The organism is Streptomyces bohaiensis (genome assembly GCF_012033785.1).
In the GTDB taxonomy this organism is placed as follows: domain Bacteria; phylum Actinomycetota; class Actinomycetes; order Streptomycetales; family Streptomycetaceae; genus Streptomyces; species Streptomyces bohaiensis.
Genome location: NZ_JAAVJC010000092.1, coordinates 1 through 17,362, shown reverse-complemented (window position 1 = coordinate 17,362; position 17,362 = coordinate 1). Strand labels below are relative to the sequence as shown.

Annotated in this window: 15 protein-coding genes and 2 pseudogenes; 4 read left to right on the top strand and 13 right to left on the bottom strand. The window is 74.5% G+C overall.

Features of this window, described 5'->3' with window-relative positions; translation table 11 throughout:
• Positions 1 to 46: 46 nt before the first annotated feature.
• Positions 47 to 445, top strand: a pseudogene (locus tag HCN52_RS26400) (winged helix-turn-helix domain-containing protein); the annotation flags it as partial.
• 36 nt (positions 446 to 481) lie between these two features.
• Here HCN52_RS26400 and HCN52_RS12625 read toward each other — a convergent pair.
• From HCN52_RS12625 to HCN52_RS12570, 12 genes and pseudogenes are all read right to left on the bottom strand, one after another.
• A pseudogene (locus tag HCN52_RS12625) lies at positions 482 to 1,210 on the bottom strand (sirohydrochlorin chelatase); the annotation flags it as partial.
• A gap of 3 nt (positions 1,211 to 1,213) precedes the next feature.
• Entirely contained in the window at positions 1,214 to 2,161 is a 948-nt protein-coding gene (locus HCN52_RS12620; protein WP_168088529.1) for an ABC transporter permease, read from the bottom strand.
• Positions 2,148 to 2,948, bottom strand: a complete 801-nt coding sequence (locus HCN52_RS12615; RefSeq protein ID WP_168088528.1) for an ABC transporter ATP-binding protein — start codon at positions 2,946 to 2,948, stop codon at positions 2,148 to 2,150. The genes HCN52_RS12620 and HCN52_RS12615 overlap by 14 nt, the downstream gene beginning before the upstream one ends.
• 26 nt (positions 2,949 to 2,974) lie before the next feature.
• The gene (locus HCN52_RS12610; protein ID WP_312876667.1) at positions 2,975 to 4,099 is read right to left on the bottom strand and encodes an ABC transporter substrate-binding protein; all 1,125 of its coding nucleotides are present in this window, start codon (positions 4,097 to 4,099) and stop codon (positions 2,975 to 2,977) included.
• Between the two features lie 252 nt (positions 4,100 to 4,351).
• The gene (locus tag HCN52_RS12605) at positions 4,352 to 5,716 is read right to left on the bottom strand and encodes a sulfate adenylyltransferase subunit 1 (protein ID WP_168088526.1); all 1,365 of its coding nucleotides are present in this window, start codon (positions 5,714 to 5,716) and stop codon (positions 4,352 to 4,354) included.
• Entirely contained in the window at positions 5,716 to 6,687 is a 972-nt protein-coding gene (cysD, locus tag HCN52_RS12600; RefSeq protein WP_168088525.1) for a sulfate adenylyltransferase subunit CysD, read from the bottom strand. The genes HCN52_RS12605 and cysD overlap by 1 nt, the downstream gene beginning before the upstream one ends.
• Positions 6,684 to 7,250, bottom strand: a complete 567-nt coding sequence (cysC, locus tag HCN52_RS12595) for an adenylyl-sulfate kinase (RefSeq protein WP_168088524.1) — start codon at positions 7,248 to 7,250, stop codon at positions 6,684 to 6,686. The genes cysD and cysC overlap by 4 nt, the downstream gene beginning before the upstream one ends.
• 79 nt (positions 7,251 to 7,329) lie before the next feature.
• Positions 7,330 to 8,025, bottom strand: a complete 696-nt coding sequence (locus tag HCN52_RS12590; RefSeq protein WP_168088523.1) for a phosphoadenylyl-sulfate reductase — start codon at positions 8,023 to 8,025, stop codon at positions 7,330 to 7,332.
• Complete coding sequence (locus HCN52_RS24740; RefSeq protein WP_168088522.1) at positions 8,022 to 8,258, bottom strand: hypothetical protein; 237 nt, start codon at positions 8,256 to 8,258, stop codon at positions 8,022 to 8,024. Before HCN52_RS24740 ends, HCN52_RS12590 begins: the two co-directional genes overlap by 4 nt.
• Positions 8,255 to 9,949 carry a nitrite/sulfite reductase gene (locus HCN52_RS12580; protein WP_168088521.1) on the bottom strand — a complete coding sequence of 565 codons (1,695 nt, stop codon included), beginning with the start codon at positions 9,947 to 9,949 and terminating at the stop codon, positions 8,255 to 8,257. Before HCN52_RS12580 ends, HCN52_RS24740 begins: the two co-directional genes overlap by 4 nt.
• A 400-nt stretch (positions 9,950 to 10,349) precedes the next feature.
• The gene (locus HCN52_RS12575) at positions 10,350 to 10,979 is read right to left on the bottom strand and encodes a GNAT family N-acetyltransferase (RefSeq protein ID WP_168088520.1); all 630 of its coding nucleotides are present in this window, start codon (positions 10,977 to 10,979) and stop codon (positions 10,350 to 10,352) included.
• 106 nt (positions 10,980 to 11,085) lie between these two features.
• Positions 11,086 to 12,741, bottom strand: coding sequence for an acyl-CoA dehydrogenase family protein (locus tag HCN52_RS12570; RefSeq protein ID WP_168088519.1), 1,656 nt, complete (start codon positions 12,739 to 12,741; stop codon positions 11,086 to 11,088).
• Between the two features lie 17 nt (positions 12,742 to 12,758).
• Here HCN52_RS12570 and HCN52_RS12565 point away from each other — a divergent pair, with 17 nt between their 5' ends.
• Positions 12,759 to 14,057, top strand: a complete 1,299-nt coding sequence (locus tag HCN52_RS12565; protein WP_376767123.1) for a YihY/virulence factor BrkB family protein — start codon at positions 12,759 to 12,761, stop codon at positions 14,055 to 14,057.
• A 53-nt stretch (positions 14,058 to 14,110) separates the two neighbouring features.
• Here the strand turns inward: HCN52_RS12565 and HCN52_RS12560 are convergent, their stop codons facing one another.
• On the bottom strand, positions 14,111 to 14,383 hold the full coding sequence (locus HCN52_RS12560; protein ID WP_312876668.1) for a dsRBD fold-containing protein: 273 nt from the start codon (positions 14,381 to 14,383) through the stop codon (positions 14,111 to 14,113).
• A 374-nt stretch (positions 14,384 to 14,757) separates the two neighbouring features.
• On the opposite strand from HCN52_RS12560, the gene rsgA reads away from it, so the two are divergent.
• A complete protein-coding gene (gene rsgA / locus HCN52_RS12555; RefSeq protein WP_376767122.1) occupies positions 14,758 to 15,993 on the top strand; it encodes a ribosome small subunit-dependent GTPase A in 1,236 nt (411 codons plus the stop codon).
• Between the two features lie 240 nt (positions 15,994 to 16,233).
• Positions 16,234 to 17,362 (top strand): LON peptidase substrate-binding domain-containing protein (locus tag HCN52_RS12550; protein WP_209314461.1); only part of this gene is annotated, 1,129 nt, incomplete at its 3' end.

Genomic DNA, 17,362 nt, shown 5'->3' with positions numbered 1-17,362 from the left:
GGCCGGTCGCGGCGGTCTCCGCCGACGACGCCGCGCGTGCCCGCTCGTGGGCTACCTCGTGCTGGCCCCGGCCGGCACCGACCCCGCCGACCTGCTCGACGCCGTCCGCGCCGAGTTCCCCGGCCCGCCGGCGCCGCTGACGGTGCTGTCCGTCCCCGCGGACCGCCCGGTGCCCCATGACGCTGCGCCGGCGACCGGTCCGGGAGCGGTCGCGCCCCCGTCGGCCGAGGCCGGGCCCGGGGAGCGCCGGTCGGCACCGCCGGCCGCCGACGTCCGGGAGAGCGCCGGCATCCGCGTCGACCGAACGGCGCGGACGGTCGAGGTCGACGGGACCCCGCTCGACCTGACCTACCTGGAGTACGAGCTCCTGGCGCTGCTCGTCGCCCACCCGCACCGGGTCTTCACCCGCGACCAGCTGGTCGAGACGGTCTGGGGGTACGGCCCCGTCGGGGACCGGCGCACCGTCGATGTCCACGTGGCCCGGGTACGGCGCAAGCGGCGCGACGACGTCGGCTCCCGCCTCGGCCGCGCCCCGCAGGATGCGGTCCGGCAGCCTCCCCGGCGCGAGCACGTACGGTGCCACCGCCACCCGGCGGACCCCCTGCGCGCGCAGGGCGCGCACGGCGTCCGCCGTGGTGGGCGGCGACGCGGAGGCGAACGCGGGTCGCACGGCGCACCATCCCGCGGTGCGCCGCCACTCCCGCGCGGTTGCCGCGACCGTCGCGATCGCCTCCGGGTCCGAGGACCCCGCCGCGGCCAGGACGACGCCGGTGTCCGCGGCGTCGTCCCTGCCGATGCCGACCTCACCCAGCCGGCGCGCCAGCGCGTCGAGGAGCAGCGGGTCGGGGCCGAGTACCGGGGCCTGGCGGATCAGCGGCGCCCCGGGGCGGGCCGCCTGGTCGGCGAGCACCTCGGGGATGTCCTTCCGGGCGTGGTAGGCGTCGGTGAGCAGCAGCGGCACGGCCACCACCTCATGAACGCCGGTGTCCCGCAGCCGCTCCAGCGCCCGGCCGGGCCCCGGGAGGGTGAAGTCGAGATAGCAGCCGTCGACGGCCTGCCCCGGGCGCCGGGCGCGGATCCGCTCCAGCAGTGCCGTCACCGTGGCGGCGTGGCGCGGGTCGCGACTGCCGTGGGCGACGACGAGCAGCGCCGGTGACGGTGGGCGGGACACCACCGGGGTGAGCGGGCGCGCGGCGCCGGGGGGTGTCATCGGTCAGCCACTCCTTCCCAGCAGTCCCCTGCTGCGCAGGACCCGCCGCTCCAGCGGCGAGAAGAACAGCAGGTCGATCGCCACTCCGACCAGCAGGATCAGCAGGATCGCGGCGAGTACGCCCGACATGTTCTGCATGGTGCGGTAGTTCTCCATCAACTGTCCCAGACCTGTGCCCAGGGCGGGAGCGTTGACGATCAGCTCCGCGGCCATCAGCGAGCGCCACGAGAACGCCCAGCCCTGCTTGAGCCCCGCCAGGTAGCCGGGGAGGGCCGCGGGCAGCAGGATGTGTCGCACCCCGTTCAGTCCGGTGGCCCCCAGGGTCCGGCCCGCCCGCAGGTGGATCGGCGGGATCTGGTCGACCCCGGCGACAATGCCGTTGGCGATGGACGGGACGGCACCGAGCAGGATCACCGCGTAGATGGTGCCGTTGGTCAGCCCGAACCAGATGATCGCCGCCGGCACCCAGGCGATGGACGGCAGCGACTGGAGCCCGGTCACGATGGGGCCGATCGCGGCCCGCACCACCCGCACCCGGGCGATGAGCAGCCCCAGCGGGGTGCCCAGCGCGATGGCGATGGCGAACCCGGAGACGCCGCGGGAGACGCTGGTCCAGATGTACTCCAGCAGCGTCCCCTGGAGCCACATCTGGTGGACGGCACCCCAGACGTCCAGCGGGCCGGGGAGCAGGTAGTCGGGCTTGATCCCCGAGAGGTGGACGATCTGCCAGACGGTGAGGACCAGGACGATCGCCACCAGGGGCGGCACGAGCTTGTCCAGCAGGATGCGGCCGATCGGCGGCCGGTCGGGTGCGGGGCGGGTCTCCAGGGCGTCGAGTCCCGCCTCCAGGTCGGCGAGGTCGCTGCGCGCCCGGTCCGTGGCGGCCGAGGGCCCGGGGCCGTTGCCCGGCCCCTCGCCGCCGCGTGCGGTGGCGGCGTCAGTGCTGGACATGGCGGCGGATCTCCTGGCGCAGGTGGTCGGTGATCTCGACGGACAGGGCGGAGACCGCGGCATCCTCGATGCGGCGCGGCTGCGGGATGTCGATCTCCCATTGGCGCACCACCCGGCCCGGCCGGGAGGAGAGCAGGACGACGCGCTGCGCGAGTCGCACCGCCTCGCGCACGTTGTGCGTCACGAACAGCACGGAGAGGCCGGTCTCCTGCCACACCCGCGTCAGCTCCTCGTGGAGCACGTCCCGGGTGATGGCGTCGAGTGCGGCGAACGGCTCGTCCATCAGGAGGAGTTGACTGTCCTGGGCCAGTGCCCGCGCCAGGGCGACGCGTTGGCGCATCCCGCCGGAGAGCTCGTGGATGCGCTTGCCGTGGGTGCCGCCCAACCGGACCAGCTCCAGCAGGCGTTCCGCCTCCGGGCGGCGCTCCTTCTTGGGCACGCCGCGCAGCTTCAGGGCCAGTTCGATGTTGCGGCCCGCGGTGAGCCAGGGGAACAGCGCGTGCTCCTGGAACATCAGGGCGGGGCGGCCACCGGGGACGTCGATGGTGCCCGAGCTCGGCTCGTCGAGCCCGGCGACGAGGTTGAGCAGTGTCGACTTCCCGCAGCCCGACGCCCCGATCAGGGTGACGAACTCCCCGGGGCGCACGGTCAGGTCGACCTCCTCGACGGCGCGCTGCCGGGCGGCGGCGCGCCCGAACGACTTGCTGACCGCGTCGAACCGCACCGCGTGCGGGGCGGTGGTGGTGCGGCCGGACTCGGAGTCCGGCGTGGTGACGGTGAGGGCCATCGGATACCTCCTGCTGGTCTCGGTGGTCAGCGGACGCCGAGACCGCCGTCTTCGGTGATCTCCGGCTTCCCGGCGTCGGTGAGGACCTTGTTCAGCAGCGTCAGGTCGTAGATGCCGGTCAGGTCGGTCTCGTCGAGCAGCCCGGCGGCGACCGCGTGGTCCGCGCCGTCGCGCAGGCTGGTGGCGATCGGGTCGTACAGGAACTCGACGTTCGCGAAAGCCGGGTCGAGCACGTCCTGCGGCAGCGGACTGCCGTTCAGCGCCTCCAGTGCTGCGTTCGCCTCCGCCTTGGCGTCCTCGGGATTGTCGTTGATCCAGTCGGTGGTGGTCACCAGGCCGCGGATGACCGCCTCCACCACGTCGGGGTGCTCCTCCAGGAAGCTCTGGGAGGCGATCAGGTGGGTGACGACGTACCGGCCGTCCTCCCACAGCTCGCCCTCGTCGAGCAGGGTCTCCGCGCCGCGGGTCAGGAGATTGGCGGCGGAGGGCTCCGGCACCCAGGCGCCGTCGATCGCACCGGACTCGTAGGCGTTGGGTATCTCGGCGTTGGGGATGCGCAGCACGGTGACGTCACCCCGGCCGGTCGCCGGGTCGACCTCGAACCCCTCGCCCACCAGGTAGTTCAGCAGTGCCACGTCCTGGGTGTTGCCGAGCTGCGGCGTGGCGATCGACTTCCCGGCCAGATCGTCGAGGCCGTCGACGGTGTCGGGGTTGACCACGAGCGAGGCGCCGCCGGAGGCCGCGCCGGCCACGACCCGCAACGCCTGGCCGCCGGACTGGGCGAAGCCGTTGATGGCGGGGTTGGGGCCGATGAAGGTCAGGTCGACGGCGCCGGCGTTGAGCGCTTCGATGGCGGAGGGGCCGGCGTTGAAGACCTGCGTGTTGATCTCGGTGCCGCCCAGTTCCTGGCGGATGGCGCCGTCGTCGTCCAACCCGATCAGCGCGGTGGCGTGGGTGATGTTGGCGAAGTAGCCGATGTTCACCTGGTCGGTGGAGAGGCTCGCGGCGTCGGAGCCGCCACTGCCCGAGCCGGACCCCGAGCCGGAGGAGTCGGAGCCCTCGGAGCCGTAGCCGCAGGCCGAGACGGCCAGCAGGAGAGCGGCGGCGCCACCGAGGAGACGGACGGAGGTGCGGGGGAGGAGCGTGCGCACGGAAGGTTCCCTTCGGGGCCGGGCGCCGGCGGCGGCCGGTCCGGCCCGGTTCGGACGGGTGACGGAGGTCGGACGGGACGTGACGGCCGCGCGCAGGCGGCCGTCACGGCGCACATCGCCCGATGCCGCCCTGCCCGCTGCCGCGCAGGCCGCTGCCGATCCGTCCGCCCGCCTGGTCGAAGGTGGCGAACGCACCGCCGACCTCCGGCCGTTCGGGCCGGGGGCGCGCAACACGGGGACGGGGCGCCATCGTCAGAAGTCCCAGCCCTCGTCGTCGGCCGGACCGGCGGCGGCGCGGCCGAACGCCTCGCCGGCCATCCCCGCGGTGAGCGTCGTGCCGTCCGCCGGGTCGATCAGGAGGAAGGAGCCGGTGCGGCGGGACTCGGTGTAGGGGTCCACCGCCAGCGGCTCGGCCGCGCGGACCACCACCCGGCCGATGTCGTTGGCGACCAGCTCGGCGGGGCCGGGCTCGTGGCTGAGGTCGGTGAGCGAGAGCCGCGAGGGGATCTCCTTGACGACGGCCTTGACCGTGCGTGTGGTGTGCTTCAGCAGCACCCGCGCGCCCGGCCGCAGCGGGCGGTCGTGCAGGTGGCACACGGTCGCGGTGAGGTCCTGGGTGGGGCTTGCCGCCGTCGCCGCGGCGGCGATCAGGTCGCCGCGCGAGACATCGAGGTCGTCGGCGAGCCGGAGGGTGACCGACTGCGGCGCCCAGGCCACGTCCACGGGTTCGCCCAGCAGGTCGATCCCGGTGATCGTGGTGGTCCGGCCCGAGGGCAGCACCGCGACACGGTCCCCGACCCGCAGCACACCGGAGGAGAGCTGGCCGGCGTAGCCGCGGTAGTCGGGCAGATCCTCGCTCTGCGGCCGGATCACGTACTGCACCGGGAACCGCGCCGGGTCCTGTGACGGGTCGTCGGCGACCCGCACCCCCTCCAGGTGCTCCAGCACCGTGGGTCCGCCGTACCAGTCCATCGCCGCGGACGCGGTCACCACGTTGTCCCCGGCCAGCGCCGAGATCGGGATGGCCGTCACCTCGGGGATGCCCAGGCTCGCCGCGTACTCGGTGAACTCGGCGGCGATGGCGGCGAACACCGGCTCCGCGTACGCGACCAGGTCCATCTTGTTGACGGCGAGCACGACATGCGGGACGCGCAGCAGCGCGGCGACCGCCGCGTGGCGGCGGGTCTGTTCCACCACACCGTGGCGGGCGTCGACCAGGACCACCGCGAGCTGGGCGGTGGACGCCCCCGTCACCATGTTGCGGGTGTACTGCACGTGTCCTGGGGTGTCGGCGAGGATGAACCGGCGGCGCGCGGTGGCGAAGTAGCGGTAGGCCACGTCGATGGTGATGCCCTGCTCGCGTTCGGCACGCAGCCCGTCGGTGAGGAGCGCGAGGTCCGGCTCGCCCCGGCCGCGGCTCCGGCTGGCGTGCTCGACCGCCTCCAACTGGTCGGCCAGTACCGACTTGGAGTCGTGCAGGAGCCGTCCCACCAGCGTGGACTTGCCGTCGTCGACCGAGCCGGCGGTGGCGAACCGCAGCAGCGAGGTGGCGGCGGTCTGCTCGGTCGGCGAGGGCCGGGTCCGGCCGTGCGCGGGGCCGTGCGTCGGGGCGGTCATCAGAAGTACCCTTCGCGCTTGCGGTCTTCCATCGCGGCTTCGGAGAGCTTGTCGTCGGCGCGGGTCGCGCCGCGCTCGGTCAGGCGGGAGGCGGCGATCTCCAGGATCACCTTCTCAACGCTGTCCGCGTCGGACTCCACCGCTCCGGTGCAGGACATGTCGCCGACGGTGCGGTAGCGCACCCGGCGGGTGGTGGTCTCCTCGCCCTCGCGGGGGCCGCCCCACGCGCCGGGGGCCAGCCACATCCCGTGCCGGCGGAACACCCGGCGTTCGTGGGCGTAGTAGATGGCGGGGAGTTCGACCTGTTCGCGGGCGATGTACTGCCAGACGTCCAGCTCGGTCCAGTTGGACAGCGGGAAGACCCGGACGTGCTCGCCCGGCGCGTGGCGCCCGTTGTAGAGCTGCCACAGCTCCGGCCGTTGGCGCCGGGGGTCCCAGCCGCCGAACTCGTCGCGCAGCGAGAAGACCCGCTCCTTGGCGCGCGCCTTCTCCTCGTCGCGGCGTCCGCCGCCGAAGACCGCGTCGAACCGGTTGCGGTCGATCGCGTCCAGCAGCGGGACGGTCTGCAGCGGGTTGCGGGTGCCGTCGGGCCGCTCCCGGAGCCGGCCGTCGTCGATGAACTCCTGCACCGAGGCGACGTGCAGCCGCAGGCCGTGCTCGGCGACCCGGCGGTCGCGGTACTCCAGGACCTCGGGGAAGTTGTGCCCGGTGTCCACGTGCAGCAGGGCGAAGGGCGGCGGCGCGGGGCGGAACGCCTTGAGCGCCAGGTGCAGCATGACGATGGAGTCCTTGCCGCCGGAGAAGAGGATCACCGGGCGCTCGAACTCGCCCGCCACCTCCCGGAAGATGTGGACCGCCTCGGACTCCAGGGCGTCGAGATGGGAGAGCGAGAACGGGCTGCCGGCTCCGTCCCCGTCCCCCGTCCCGCCGGGTCCCCCTCTCCGGGGGGTGACCTTGGCCGCGGTGCTCACAGCAGTCCCCTTTCGCTCAGCAGGGCGTGGAGCGCCGCCACGGACTGCTCCACGGTCGTCTCATGCGCGGCTATCCGCAGGTCGGGGTGGGGCGGGGGCTCGTAGGGGTCGTCCACGCCGGTCAGCCCCGACAGCTCGCCGGCGGCCTGCCGCGCGTACAGCCCCTTCACGTCCCGCTGCGAGCAGACCTCGACCGGGGTCGCGACGTGCACCTCCAGGTACGCGGTGCCGGCGGCCTCGTGGTGCTCCCGGACCGCCTGCCGGGTGTCGGCCCAGGGCGCGATGACCGGAACCAGCACGGTGACCCCGTGGGAGGCCAGCAACTGCGCCACCCACCCGATCCGCCGCACGTTGACGTCCCGGTCGGCGCGCGTGAAGCCGAGACCCGCCGTGAGGAACCTGCGGACCTCGTCCCCGTCGAGGAGTTCGACCCGGCCGCCGTCGGCCCGCAGCCGCTCTGCGACCCCCTCCGCGATCGTCGTCTTGCCGGCGCTGGGGAGCCCGGTGAGCCACACGGTGGCGCCGGTGCCCACGGCCGTCGTCGCGGTCTGCGGCACGGTCATCGTCTTGTCCCGTCCGTTGTCTCGGTCTGGGTGTCGGTGGCCCCGGGGGCGGCCCCGCGGGCCCGCCCCGGGTGCGGGGTCAGCCGTGCAGCCCGCACTCGGTCTTGCTCCGTCCGGCCCAGCGGCCGGCCCGGGCGTCCTCGCCCGGCGCGACGCGCCGGGTGCAGGGCGCGCAGCCGACGGAGGTGTACCCGTCGTCGAGCAGCGGGTTGGTGAGGACTCCGTGCTCGGCGACGTAGGCGTCCACGTCCTGCTGCGTCCACCGGGCGATCGGCGCGACCCTGACCTTGCCGCGGCGCTCGTCCCACCCCACCACCGGTGTTCCCGCCCGGGTGGGCGACTCGTCCCGGCGCAGCCCGGTCGCCCAGGCGCGGTAGCCGGTCAGGCCGCGGCGCAGCGGCTCGACCTTCCGCAGCGCGCAGCAGCGGTCGGGGTCGCGGTCGTGGAGAGCCGGCCCGTGCTCGGCGTCCTGCTCGGCGACGGTCCGGGTCGGGGTCAGGGTGATCACGTTGACGTCCATCACCGCGGCGACCGCGTCGCGGGTCCCGAGCGTCTCCGGGAAGTGGTAGCCGGTGTCGAGGAAGACCACGTCGACGCCGGGGCGGACACGTGCCGCGAGGTGCGCGACCACGGCGTCCTCCATGGAGGAGGTGACGCAGAACGCGTCGTCGAACGTCTCCACCGCCCAGCCGAGGATCTCCAGGGCCGTGGCGTCCTCCAGCTCCCGTCCGGCGCGCTCCGCCGCCGCCCGGGCGCCGGGGCCGGCGGCGGTCACGGTTCCTCGTCCCGCGCGCCGGTCGTGCTCCGCTCGCCGGTCCGGTCGCCGACCGTGTCGTCGGCCCTGTCGCCGGGGGAGCGGGTGAACCCCGCCGCCAGCAGGCCCAGGAACTTCAGCCGGAACGCCCGGTTGCAGTCGGGGCACTCCCAACAGCCGTGGCCCTCCTCCGAGGGCCGGAGGTCCTCCTCGCCGCAGTAGGGGCAGTAGTACGGGGCGGCGCGTTCGCTCACGACAGGGCCTCCTCGTCGGCGCGGGCGGCCCAGGTGGCGAAGCGCTCGCCCTCGGCCCGCTGGTCGCTGAAGTTCCGCAGCACCCGCTCGACGTAGTCGGGGAGTTCCTCGGAGGTGACCTTCAGCCCGCGCACCTTGCGCCCGAAGCCGGGTTCCAGTCCCAGCGAGCCGCCGAGGTGGACCTGGAACCCCTCCACCTGCCGGCCCTCGGCGTCGGTGACGAGCTGCCCCTTGAGACCGATGTCCGCGATCTGGATGCGCGCGCAGGAGTTGGGGCAGCCGTTGACGTTGATGGTGACCGGCTCCTCGAAGTCGGGGAGCCGCTTCTCCAACTCGTCGATGAGGGAGGCGGCGCGCCCCTTGGTCTCGACGATGGCCAGTTTGCAGAACTCGATGCCGGTGCAGGCCATGGTGCCGCGTCGGAACGGCGAGGGCGAGGTCGTGAGGTCCAGGGCCGCCAGACCCTCCACGAGTGAGGGGACGCGGTCCTCCTCGACGTCGAGGACGACCATCTTCTGCTCGGCCGTGGTGCGCACCCGCTGCGAGCCGTGGGCCTCGGCGAGGTCGGCGATCCGGATCAGGGTGGCGCCGTCCACGCGCCCCACGCGGGGCGCGAACCCCACGTAGTGGCGGCCGTCGCGCTGCCGGTGCACACCGACGTGGTCGCGCCAGCGCTCGACGGGTGCGTCGGGCGCCGGGCCGTCGACGAGGGTCCGGTGGAGGTACTCCGTCTCCAGCACTTCGCGGAACCGCGCGGCGCCCCAGTCCGCGACGAGGAACTTCAGCCGGGCGCGGGTCCGCAGCCGGCGGTAGCCGTAGTCGCGGAAGATGCCGATGACGCCCTCGTAGACGTCGGGGACCTCCTCCAGCGGAACCCAGGCGCCCAGCCGCACCCCGATCTTGGGATTGGTCGACAGCCCGCCGCCGACCCAGAGGTCGAAGCCGGGGCCGTGCTCGGGGTGGTGGACGCCGACGAACGCGATGTCGTTGATCTCGTGGGCGACGTCCAGCTGCGGTGACCCCGAGATCGCCGACTTGAACTTCCGCGGCAGGTTGGAGAAGTCCGGGTTGCCGACGACGCGCCGCTGGATCTCGTCGATCGCCGGGGTGCCGTCGATGATCTCGTCCTCGGCGATACCGGCGACCGGGGACCCCAGGATGACGCGCGGGGTGTCGCCGCAGGCCTCCGTGGTCGAGAGCCCCACGCCCTCCAGCCGCCGCCAGATCTCCGGCATGTCCTCGATGCGGATCCAGTGGTACTGCACGTTCTGGCGGTCGGTGATGTCGGCCGTGCCGCGCCCGAACTCCTCGGAGACCTCACCGATGACGCGCAGTTGGGCGGTGGTGAGGCGTCCGCCGTCGATCCGGACCCGCAGCATGAAGTACTCGTCGTCCAGCTCCTCCGGCTCCAGTACGGCGGTCCGCCCGCCGTCGATGCCGGGCCGCCGCTGGGTGTACAGCCCCCACCAGCGCATCCGCCCCCGCAGGTCGGCGCCGTCGATGGAGTCGAAACCGCGCTGGGCGTAGATCGTCTCAATGCGCGTCCGCACATTGAGACCGTCGTCGTCCTTCTTGGTCTGCTCGTTGGCGTTCAGGGGGGTGAAGTGTCCGGAGGCCCACTGACCCTCGCCGCGGTGGCGTCCGGTCCTGCGACGGGTCGGGGCGGCCTTCTTGGGGGGCGTGTCGGCCATGGGTGACGGGTCCTTCGACAGCGGCGGGCCCCGTGCCCGGGTCCGGGCAGGGGTGACCGGGTGCGGCACGGTGCGGTCGGTACGCGCGTCGTCGCGCGGGGCGAGGTGCGGTGGGCAGGATGAGGGAACGCGCCGCGGGAAGCGGGCGTACGGAGGTCGGGAGACGGGGGCTCCGTCGGGTCCGCGCCTACCGGCGGACGCGACACCGGGCGCTGGACATGCGGCCGAGATCGACGTGGCGTCGACTCACCAGGGCAACTCCTGCGCGGGACATGACGGAAAGACTGGCACGCGCGGCGCGCGTCAGTCCACAGTCTTCCGGTATCCGGACCAAACTGTCCCGGATGTCAAGACGCAGCAGGTCGTACCGGGTGACGCGCGGCCCGGTCGCGGCGCGGCGTCACCCGCCGCCGGTGGCATCGCTCCCGGGGTGGGCGCCCGGCCAGGGGCCCGGTGCTCGCACGACCGTGGCCTCCGTCGAGGTCTCGGTCCGGAAGACCGTGAACCCGCGCCGCCGGTAGTTCTCCAGGGCATGCGGGCCGTCCTTGGTGCAGGTGTGCAGCCAGACACGCCGCGTTGCCTCCCGGCCGGGCCAGCGGGCTGAGAGGTCCCAGGCGCGCGCGGTCCCCACCGTCAGCAGTCGCCCCCCGACACCCCGTCCGCGGAAAGCGGGGAGCAGCCCGAAGTAGGCGATCTCCACGACGCCCGCCGCCTGGCCGTCCAGCTCGATGTAGCCGACCGGGGTGTCGTGCAGATACGCCACCCAGGTCTCGACGGCGGGCCGCTCCAGATGGCCGCGCCACCGTGCGTGGTCCCACTCCAGCCTGTCCACCCATCGGACGTCTCCGCCCACCGCCGTGTAGAGGAAGCGGCTGAACTCGGGCGAGGGCACCGCCGCCCGCGCCACCCGCAGGCCGTCCGGGACGCGGCCGTCCGCGGGGCGGAGCGCCTGCGGTGTCGTCTGCTCCAGCGACCAGGTGGTGACCTCGGTGAGCTCGGTGGCCCCGCCGGCCCCGGTGTTTCCGTTCATGGCCCCAGCCAACCAGACCGGTCGAAGCCCGCCGTCCCGCACCCCGCCCCGGCGGGGTGCGGAGGCGCTCCCGCGGAGCGGGAGCCGGGAGCGGCCCGGTGCCCGCTCAGCCGGCGGGCAGCGGCGCCGCGCGCTCGACGATCGCCGCCGGGTCCAGTCCCGCCGGGAGGGTGCCGAACGCCGCCCCGCCGTCCCGGCCGAGCCGCGTCGCGCAGAAGGCGTCCGCGACAGCCGGCGGCGCGTGCTGGACCAGCAGCGCCCCCTGGAGCACCAGGGCGATCAGCTCCGCCAACCGCCGGGCGCGCGCCTCCATGTTCTCCAGGTCGGAAAGTTCGGTCAGTACGGCGGTGATGGCCGCGTCGAGGCGGTGGTCAGCCCCGGCCGCCCGGCCCACCTCGGTGAGGAAGGCGTGCAGCACGTTCGGCTCGGTCCGCAGCGCCCGCAGGACGTCCAGCGCCTGCAGGTTTCCCGGCCCCTCCCACAGCGAGTTCAGCGGTGCCTCCCGCAGCAGCCGCGGCATGCCGGACTCCTCCACGTAGCCGTTGCCGCCCAGACACTCCATCGCCTCCGCCACCAGCGCCGTGCACCGCCCGGAGACCCAGAACTTCGCGGCGGGCACCGCCAGCCGCAGCAGGTACCGGTCGTGCGACCGCCCGGCCTCCGCCCCGTCGCAGGCGGCGGCGAGCCGCAGCGCCAGCGCGGTCGCGGCCTCCGACTCGACCGCCAGGTCCGCGAGGACCGCCCGCATCAGCGGCTTGTCCACCAACGGCCCGCCGAACGCCGCACGGTGCGTCGTGTGGTGCACGGCCAGCGCCACCGCCCGGCGCATCAGCGCGGCCGAACCGGTCACGCAGTCCACCCGCGTCGCGGCGACCATCTCCAGGATGGTCGCGATGCCGCGCCCCTCCTCACCCACCCGCCAGGCCAGGGTCTCCTCGAACTCGACCTCGGCGGAGGCGTTGGCACGATTGCCGAGCTTGTCCTTCAGCCGCTGCAACCGGAACACGTTGCGGCTGCCGTCGGGCAGGGTCCGCGGCAGCAGGAAGCAGGTGGGCCCGCCCTCGGCCCGCGCCAGCACCAGGAAGGCGTCGGACATCGGGGCGGAGCAGAACCACTTGTGCCCGGTCAGGGCGTACATCCCGGCCGCCGCGCCGTCGGCGGGCCGCGCCCGCGTGGTGCCGGCTGCCAGATCGGAGCCGCCCTGCTTCTCCGTCATGGCCATCCCCGCCAGCGCACCGGACTTCTCCGGCGCCGCCAGGGGCCGCGGGTCGTAGCTCCGTGAGGTCAGCAGCGGTTGCCACACCTCGGCCAGCGACGGTTCGGCCCGCAGCAGGGGGACCGCGGCATGCGTCATGGACACCGGACAGCCCGGACCGGCGTCCACCTGGTACCAGAGGTGGAACCCGGCGGCACGCCGCAGCAGACCGTCCGGTTCGCCGCGCCCCCCGGTGAGCCCCCACTCGACCGCGCGGCCCAGCAGGGTGTGCCACGCGGGGTGGAACTCGACCTCGTCGATCCGGTTGCCCCAGCGGTCGTGGGTGCGCAGCACAGGCGGTGCCGCGTTCGCCTGCCGGGCCAGTTCCTGCGTGCCGGCGGAGCCCGCCTCGCGTCCCCACTCCGACAGCTCCCCCGCCAGTCGGTCGCCCGCCCCCGGGCGGGCGTACCGCGCCACGCCCTCCCGGAGCGCGGCGTCCGTGGCGAACAGGTCGTGGCCCTCGAGGGGCGGGGACTGGTTGGCTACCGTGTGGGTGCGGGGGGTCATGCGGCTACGTTATGGGCGTGACCGCCGACGACGCATCCCACCGGACCGGACAGGATCCGCGACCCGGGCCGCCCGAGCCCGGCGACGAGAGCGCCACCGGCGCCGACGCCCGGGGACCTGCCGGCGCCCCGGAGCCCGGCCCGGCCCCCGGGCCCGCCGCTCCGGCCGCCCCGCCGCAGCCCGGGGAGCCCCGGCAGGCTGACGACGCCGCCGAGGGCGAGCGGGTCGCGCTCTACCACCGGATCCCCAAGGCGAAGCTGGTCTGGCTGCTGCTGCGCGACACCGTGCAGTCCTGTACCGAGCACCGCATCGTCGGGATGGCGGCGGAGGCCGCCTTCTTCACCCTGCTCTCGCTGCCACCCCTGCTGCTCGGCCTGATCGGGCTGCTCAGCAGCCTGGACGCCGTGGCCGGCACGAGCACGCTGGAGACCGCGCGCAGCCACATCCTGGACGTCTCCACCACGATGCTGTCCGAGCGCGGCGTCAACGACGTGGTGCGTCCGTTGATCGACGACCTCACCCAGGGGCCCCGGCCCGACGTCATGTCCTTCGGCTTCGTCGTCGCCCTGTGGTCGGGGTCGCGGGCGGTCAACGTCTTCGTCGGCACCATCACCGTCATGTACGGGATGGAGGGGTACCGCAACCCGGCCGCCACCCGGCTGCTCGCCTTCCTGATGTACCTGGTGAGCCTCGCGGTGGGCGCGGTGGTCGTCCCGGCCCTGGTCATCGGCCCGGAGCTGGCGATCGGGTGGTTCCCCGGGCTGGAGGGGCAGCTCAGGATCGCGTACTGGCCGGTGGTGCTGCTGCTGTGCGTCGGGTTCCTGACCACGCTCTACCACGTCTCGGTGCCGGTGCGCTCGCCGTGGCGGGAGGACATCCCGGGGGCGATGATCGCGCTGGCCATCTGGGCGGTGTGCGCCTTTGCGCTCCGCACCTACCTGCGGACCACGGTGGAGGGCCAGTCGATGTACGGCTCGCTCGCCGTGCCCGTGGCGATCCTGCTCTGGCTGGGCGTCTCCGCCTTCGCCGTCCTGGTGGGCGCGGCCCTGAACGCCGCCGTCGACCGCGTCTGGCCCACGGCTGCCACCGCGGCCGCCCGCGCCGAGACCGACGAGGCGCGGGAGGCCGCCGCCGAGGCGATGCTGGCGGCGGTGCGCGAGCGCCGCAGCCGCGCCGAGAAGCTCGGTGTGCAGGCCTACGACATGACGGCGACCGCGATGCGCCTGGCCGGTACGCTCCGCCCCTCCGAGCTGAAGCAGCAGCTCAAGGCGGCCCGGCGCCGCCGTCGCCGGGACGCGGGGCGGCGGGTCCGCTGAGCGCGGATGCGCTGACGCGGGTCCGCCCGCCCGCGGGGTCCGAACGGAGGGGCTCACCGCGCCGGGTGCGCCCCTCCGGTTGTCGCCTCCTCGATCTCCCGCTCGGCTTTCGCCAGCAGCAGGCCCGCCAGCTCGTTGAGCAGCCGTGCGGCGGCCACCTCTTCGCCGACCCGCGGTTGCGACGGGTCGTGGGGGTGGCGGTCGGCGTGCGCGTGTGCGCGCAGTTCGGCGCCGTCGGGCAGCCGCAGCAGGGCGACGGCCCTGGTCTCGGAGCCGATCTCGCGGAACTCCACCTCGATGTGCCATCCGGCGACGGTCGCCATGATGTCCACCTCCGCTCATGCTCCTTCCAGCGTGCACCCGCGGACCCCGGCCCGCCGGGCGGGCCGGTGCGGGTCGGGCGCTCGGGAGAGCGGGGCCCGGTGGGGGTGGTGTCTGGCGAACGGGGCGCGGCGGTAAAAGCCGTTGCACCGGCGAGCCGCGTGCCGCTAGCGTGCGGGACGCGCGGTCCGATCGGGCCGCACACGGAGCGGGCCGCGGGCCCGTGAGACGGAAGGGAGGTGCGAACCATGGCTGTCCCGAACAGGGTTCACCCCGGCGTTCTCGCCGCGTATCCACGTTCCACCTCCGTGCACCCCGGCTGACCTTCCGCGCACGCGCGCACCGCCGGGGGCGACCTCCCCGGAAGGCCCACTCCGTCGTGAGCAGCAACTCCCGTACCACCCGCAGCGCTTCTTCTCGCAACCCCTCCCTCGCGGACCCGACGTCCGCCGCGGCCCTCCCGCCCGCGGACCGCTCCTCGCAGGGGGAGACCGCCGACGCCCCGGACGGTGCCGCCGCACTTCGCCGGCTCGGCTGGGACGACACCTTCGCCGCCGCCCTGGAGCACCACCGCTCCGCCGACCCGCGCGTCCTCCCCGGCCGTATCGCCCGGGTGGACCGGGGCCGCTGCGAACTGGTGACCGCCGACGGCCTCGTCCGCGCCGCCTTCGTCGGTCGCCCCGCCGCCGATCCCACGGAGCGCGCCTGCACCGGGGACTGGGCCGCGCTGGCCCCCGCCGCCGACGGCACCCTGGAGGTCCGTGCCCTGCTGCCCCGCCGGTCCGCGTTCCTGCGCTCCGGCTCCACCAGGGCGGCCCGGGGACAGGTGCTCGCCGCCAACGTCGACACCGCGCTGATCGCCGTCTCCCTCGCCGACGACCTGGTCGTCGGGCGGCTGGAGCGCTTCGTCGCGCTGGCGTGGGCGGCCGGCACCACGCCGACAGTGGTCCTCACCAAGAGCGACCTCGCCCACGACGTCGACCACCTGCTGTCGGATGTGCGTGCCGCCGCTCCCGGTGCCGGCGCGTTCGCCGTCAGCGCCCGCACCGGCGCCGGCGTCGCGGAGCTGTCGGCGGCGCTGCGCGGCGGGAGCGCCGCCCTGCTCGGGGTCTCCGGAGCGGGCAAGTCGACACTGGCCAACGCGCTCACGGGTCGCGAGAGCCAGCGGGTCCGGGCCAACCGGGACAGCGACGGCCGCGGGCGGCACACCACCACCACCCGTGACCTGCTGGTCCTGCCGGAGGGCGGCGTGCTGCTCGACACCCCGGGGCTCCGCGGGGTCGGTCTCTGGGACGCCGCCGAGGGCGTCGGCGCCACCTTCGGCGAGATCGAGGAGCTGGCCGGCCGGTGCCGCTTCGGGGACTGCGGCCACCGCTCCGAGCCGGGCTGCGCCGTGCTGGCCGCGATCGAGGACGGCTCGCTTCCGCAGCGACGCCTGGAGAGCTACCGGAAGCTCCTCCGGGAGAACGACCGGCTCGCCGCCCGCGCCGACGTGCTCCTCCGGGCGGAACAGCGCAAGGAGTGGAAGCGGCGCGCGGCCCAGGGCCGCTGGGAGAGCGACCGCAAGCGCGGGCTCACCCCGGGCACCGGCGGCCGGGGCAGCCGCCGCCGGTGACCCGGTCGCGTCCGGGGCGGGCGGGCGGCGCCGAACGCTGCGCCCGCCCCGGCGCGGCGCGGTCGGGGACGGCATCGGACGGGGAATCGCCCCCGCGCCACAGGCGTTGTCCCCGGCGACGCACAGCGCGCCTTCGCGACCGTGATCGCTGTCGGCGAACACGCCCCCTGCGACGGGAACAATCCCACCGCTCCCCGCATTGAGTCCTCATAGCTCAACTTAACTGCGGATGGAGTGGTCATGGTATCGACGCGCACAACGCTCACCCTGCCCGTGCTGCCGCTGGACGACGCGGTGGTCCTGCCGGGCATGGTGGTACCGCTGGACCTCAGTGACGCCGAGGTCCGGGCCGCCGTGGAGGCCGCCCGCGCGGCGGCCCCCGCCGGCGGCAAGCCCGAGGTCCTGCTGGTGCCGCGCACCGAGGGGCGCTACGCCGCGATCGGCGTGCGCGGTCGCGTGGAGCAGACCGGCCGCCTCGCCGACGGCGACCCGGGCGCGCTGATCCGCGGCCTCGCGCGGGTGCGGGTCGGTGCCGGGACCACCGGCCCCGGCGCGGCCCTGTGGGTCGAGGGCACCGAGGTGGCCGAGGAGCTGCCGGACCCGCTGCCCGGCGCCGTCACCGAACTCGTCACCGAGTACCGCGCGCTGATCACCTCCTGGCTGCGGGAACGCGGCGCCTGGCAGGTGGTGGACCGGGTGCAGCAGATCGAGTCCCCGGGCGCCCTGGCCGACAACGCCGGCTACTCGCCGTTCCTCACCACCGAGCAGCGCGTGCGGCTGCTGGAGGCGACCGACCCGGTCGACCGGCTGCGGCTCGCCACCGCGCTGCTCAAGGAGCACCTGGCCGAGCGCGAGGTCGCCGACTCCATCGCCAAGGACGTCCAGGACGGCGTCGAGAAGCAGCAGCGCGAGTTCCTGCTCCGCCGCCAGCTGCAGGCCGTCCGGCGGGAGCTGTCCGAGCTGACCGGCGACGGCGACGACGCCGAGGAGGACTACCGGTCCCGCATCGAGGCGGCCGCGCTGCCGCCGGAGGTCCACAAGGCCGCACTGGCCGAGGCCGACAAGCTGGAGCGCGCCGGCGACCAGGGACCGGAATCGGGATGGATCCGGACCTGGCTGGACACCGTGCTGGAGATGCCGTGGAACGTCACCAGCGAGGACGCCTACGACATCGCCGAGGCGCGCGCCGTCCTGGACGCCGACCACACCGGGCTGCAGGACGTGAAGGACCGCATCGTCGAGTACCTGGCGGTGCGCAAGCGGCGTGCCGCCCGCGACCGCGCCACGGAGCCGCGCACCGAGACGCCGGGTGCCGAGGCGCCGGGTGCCGCCGGGACGGCCGGCGGGCCGCTCGCCGGGAGCGGCCGTC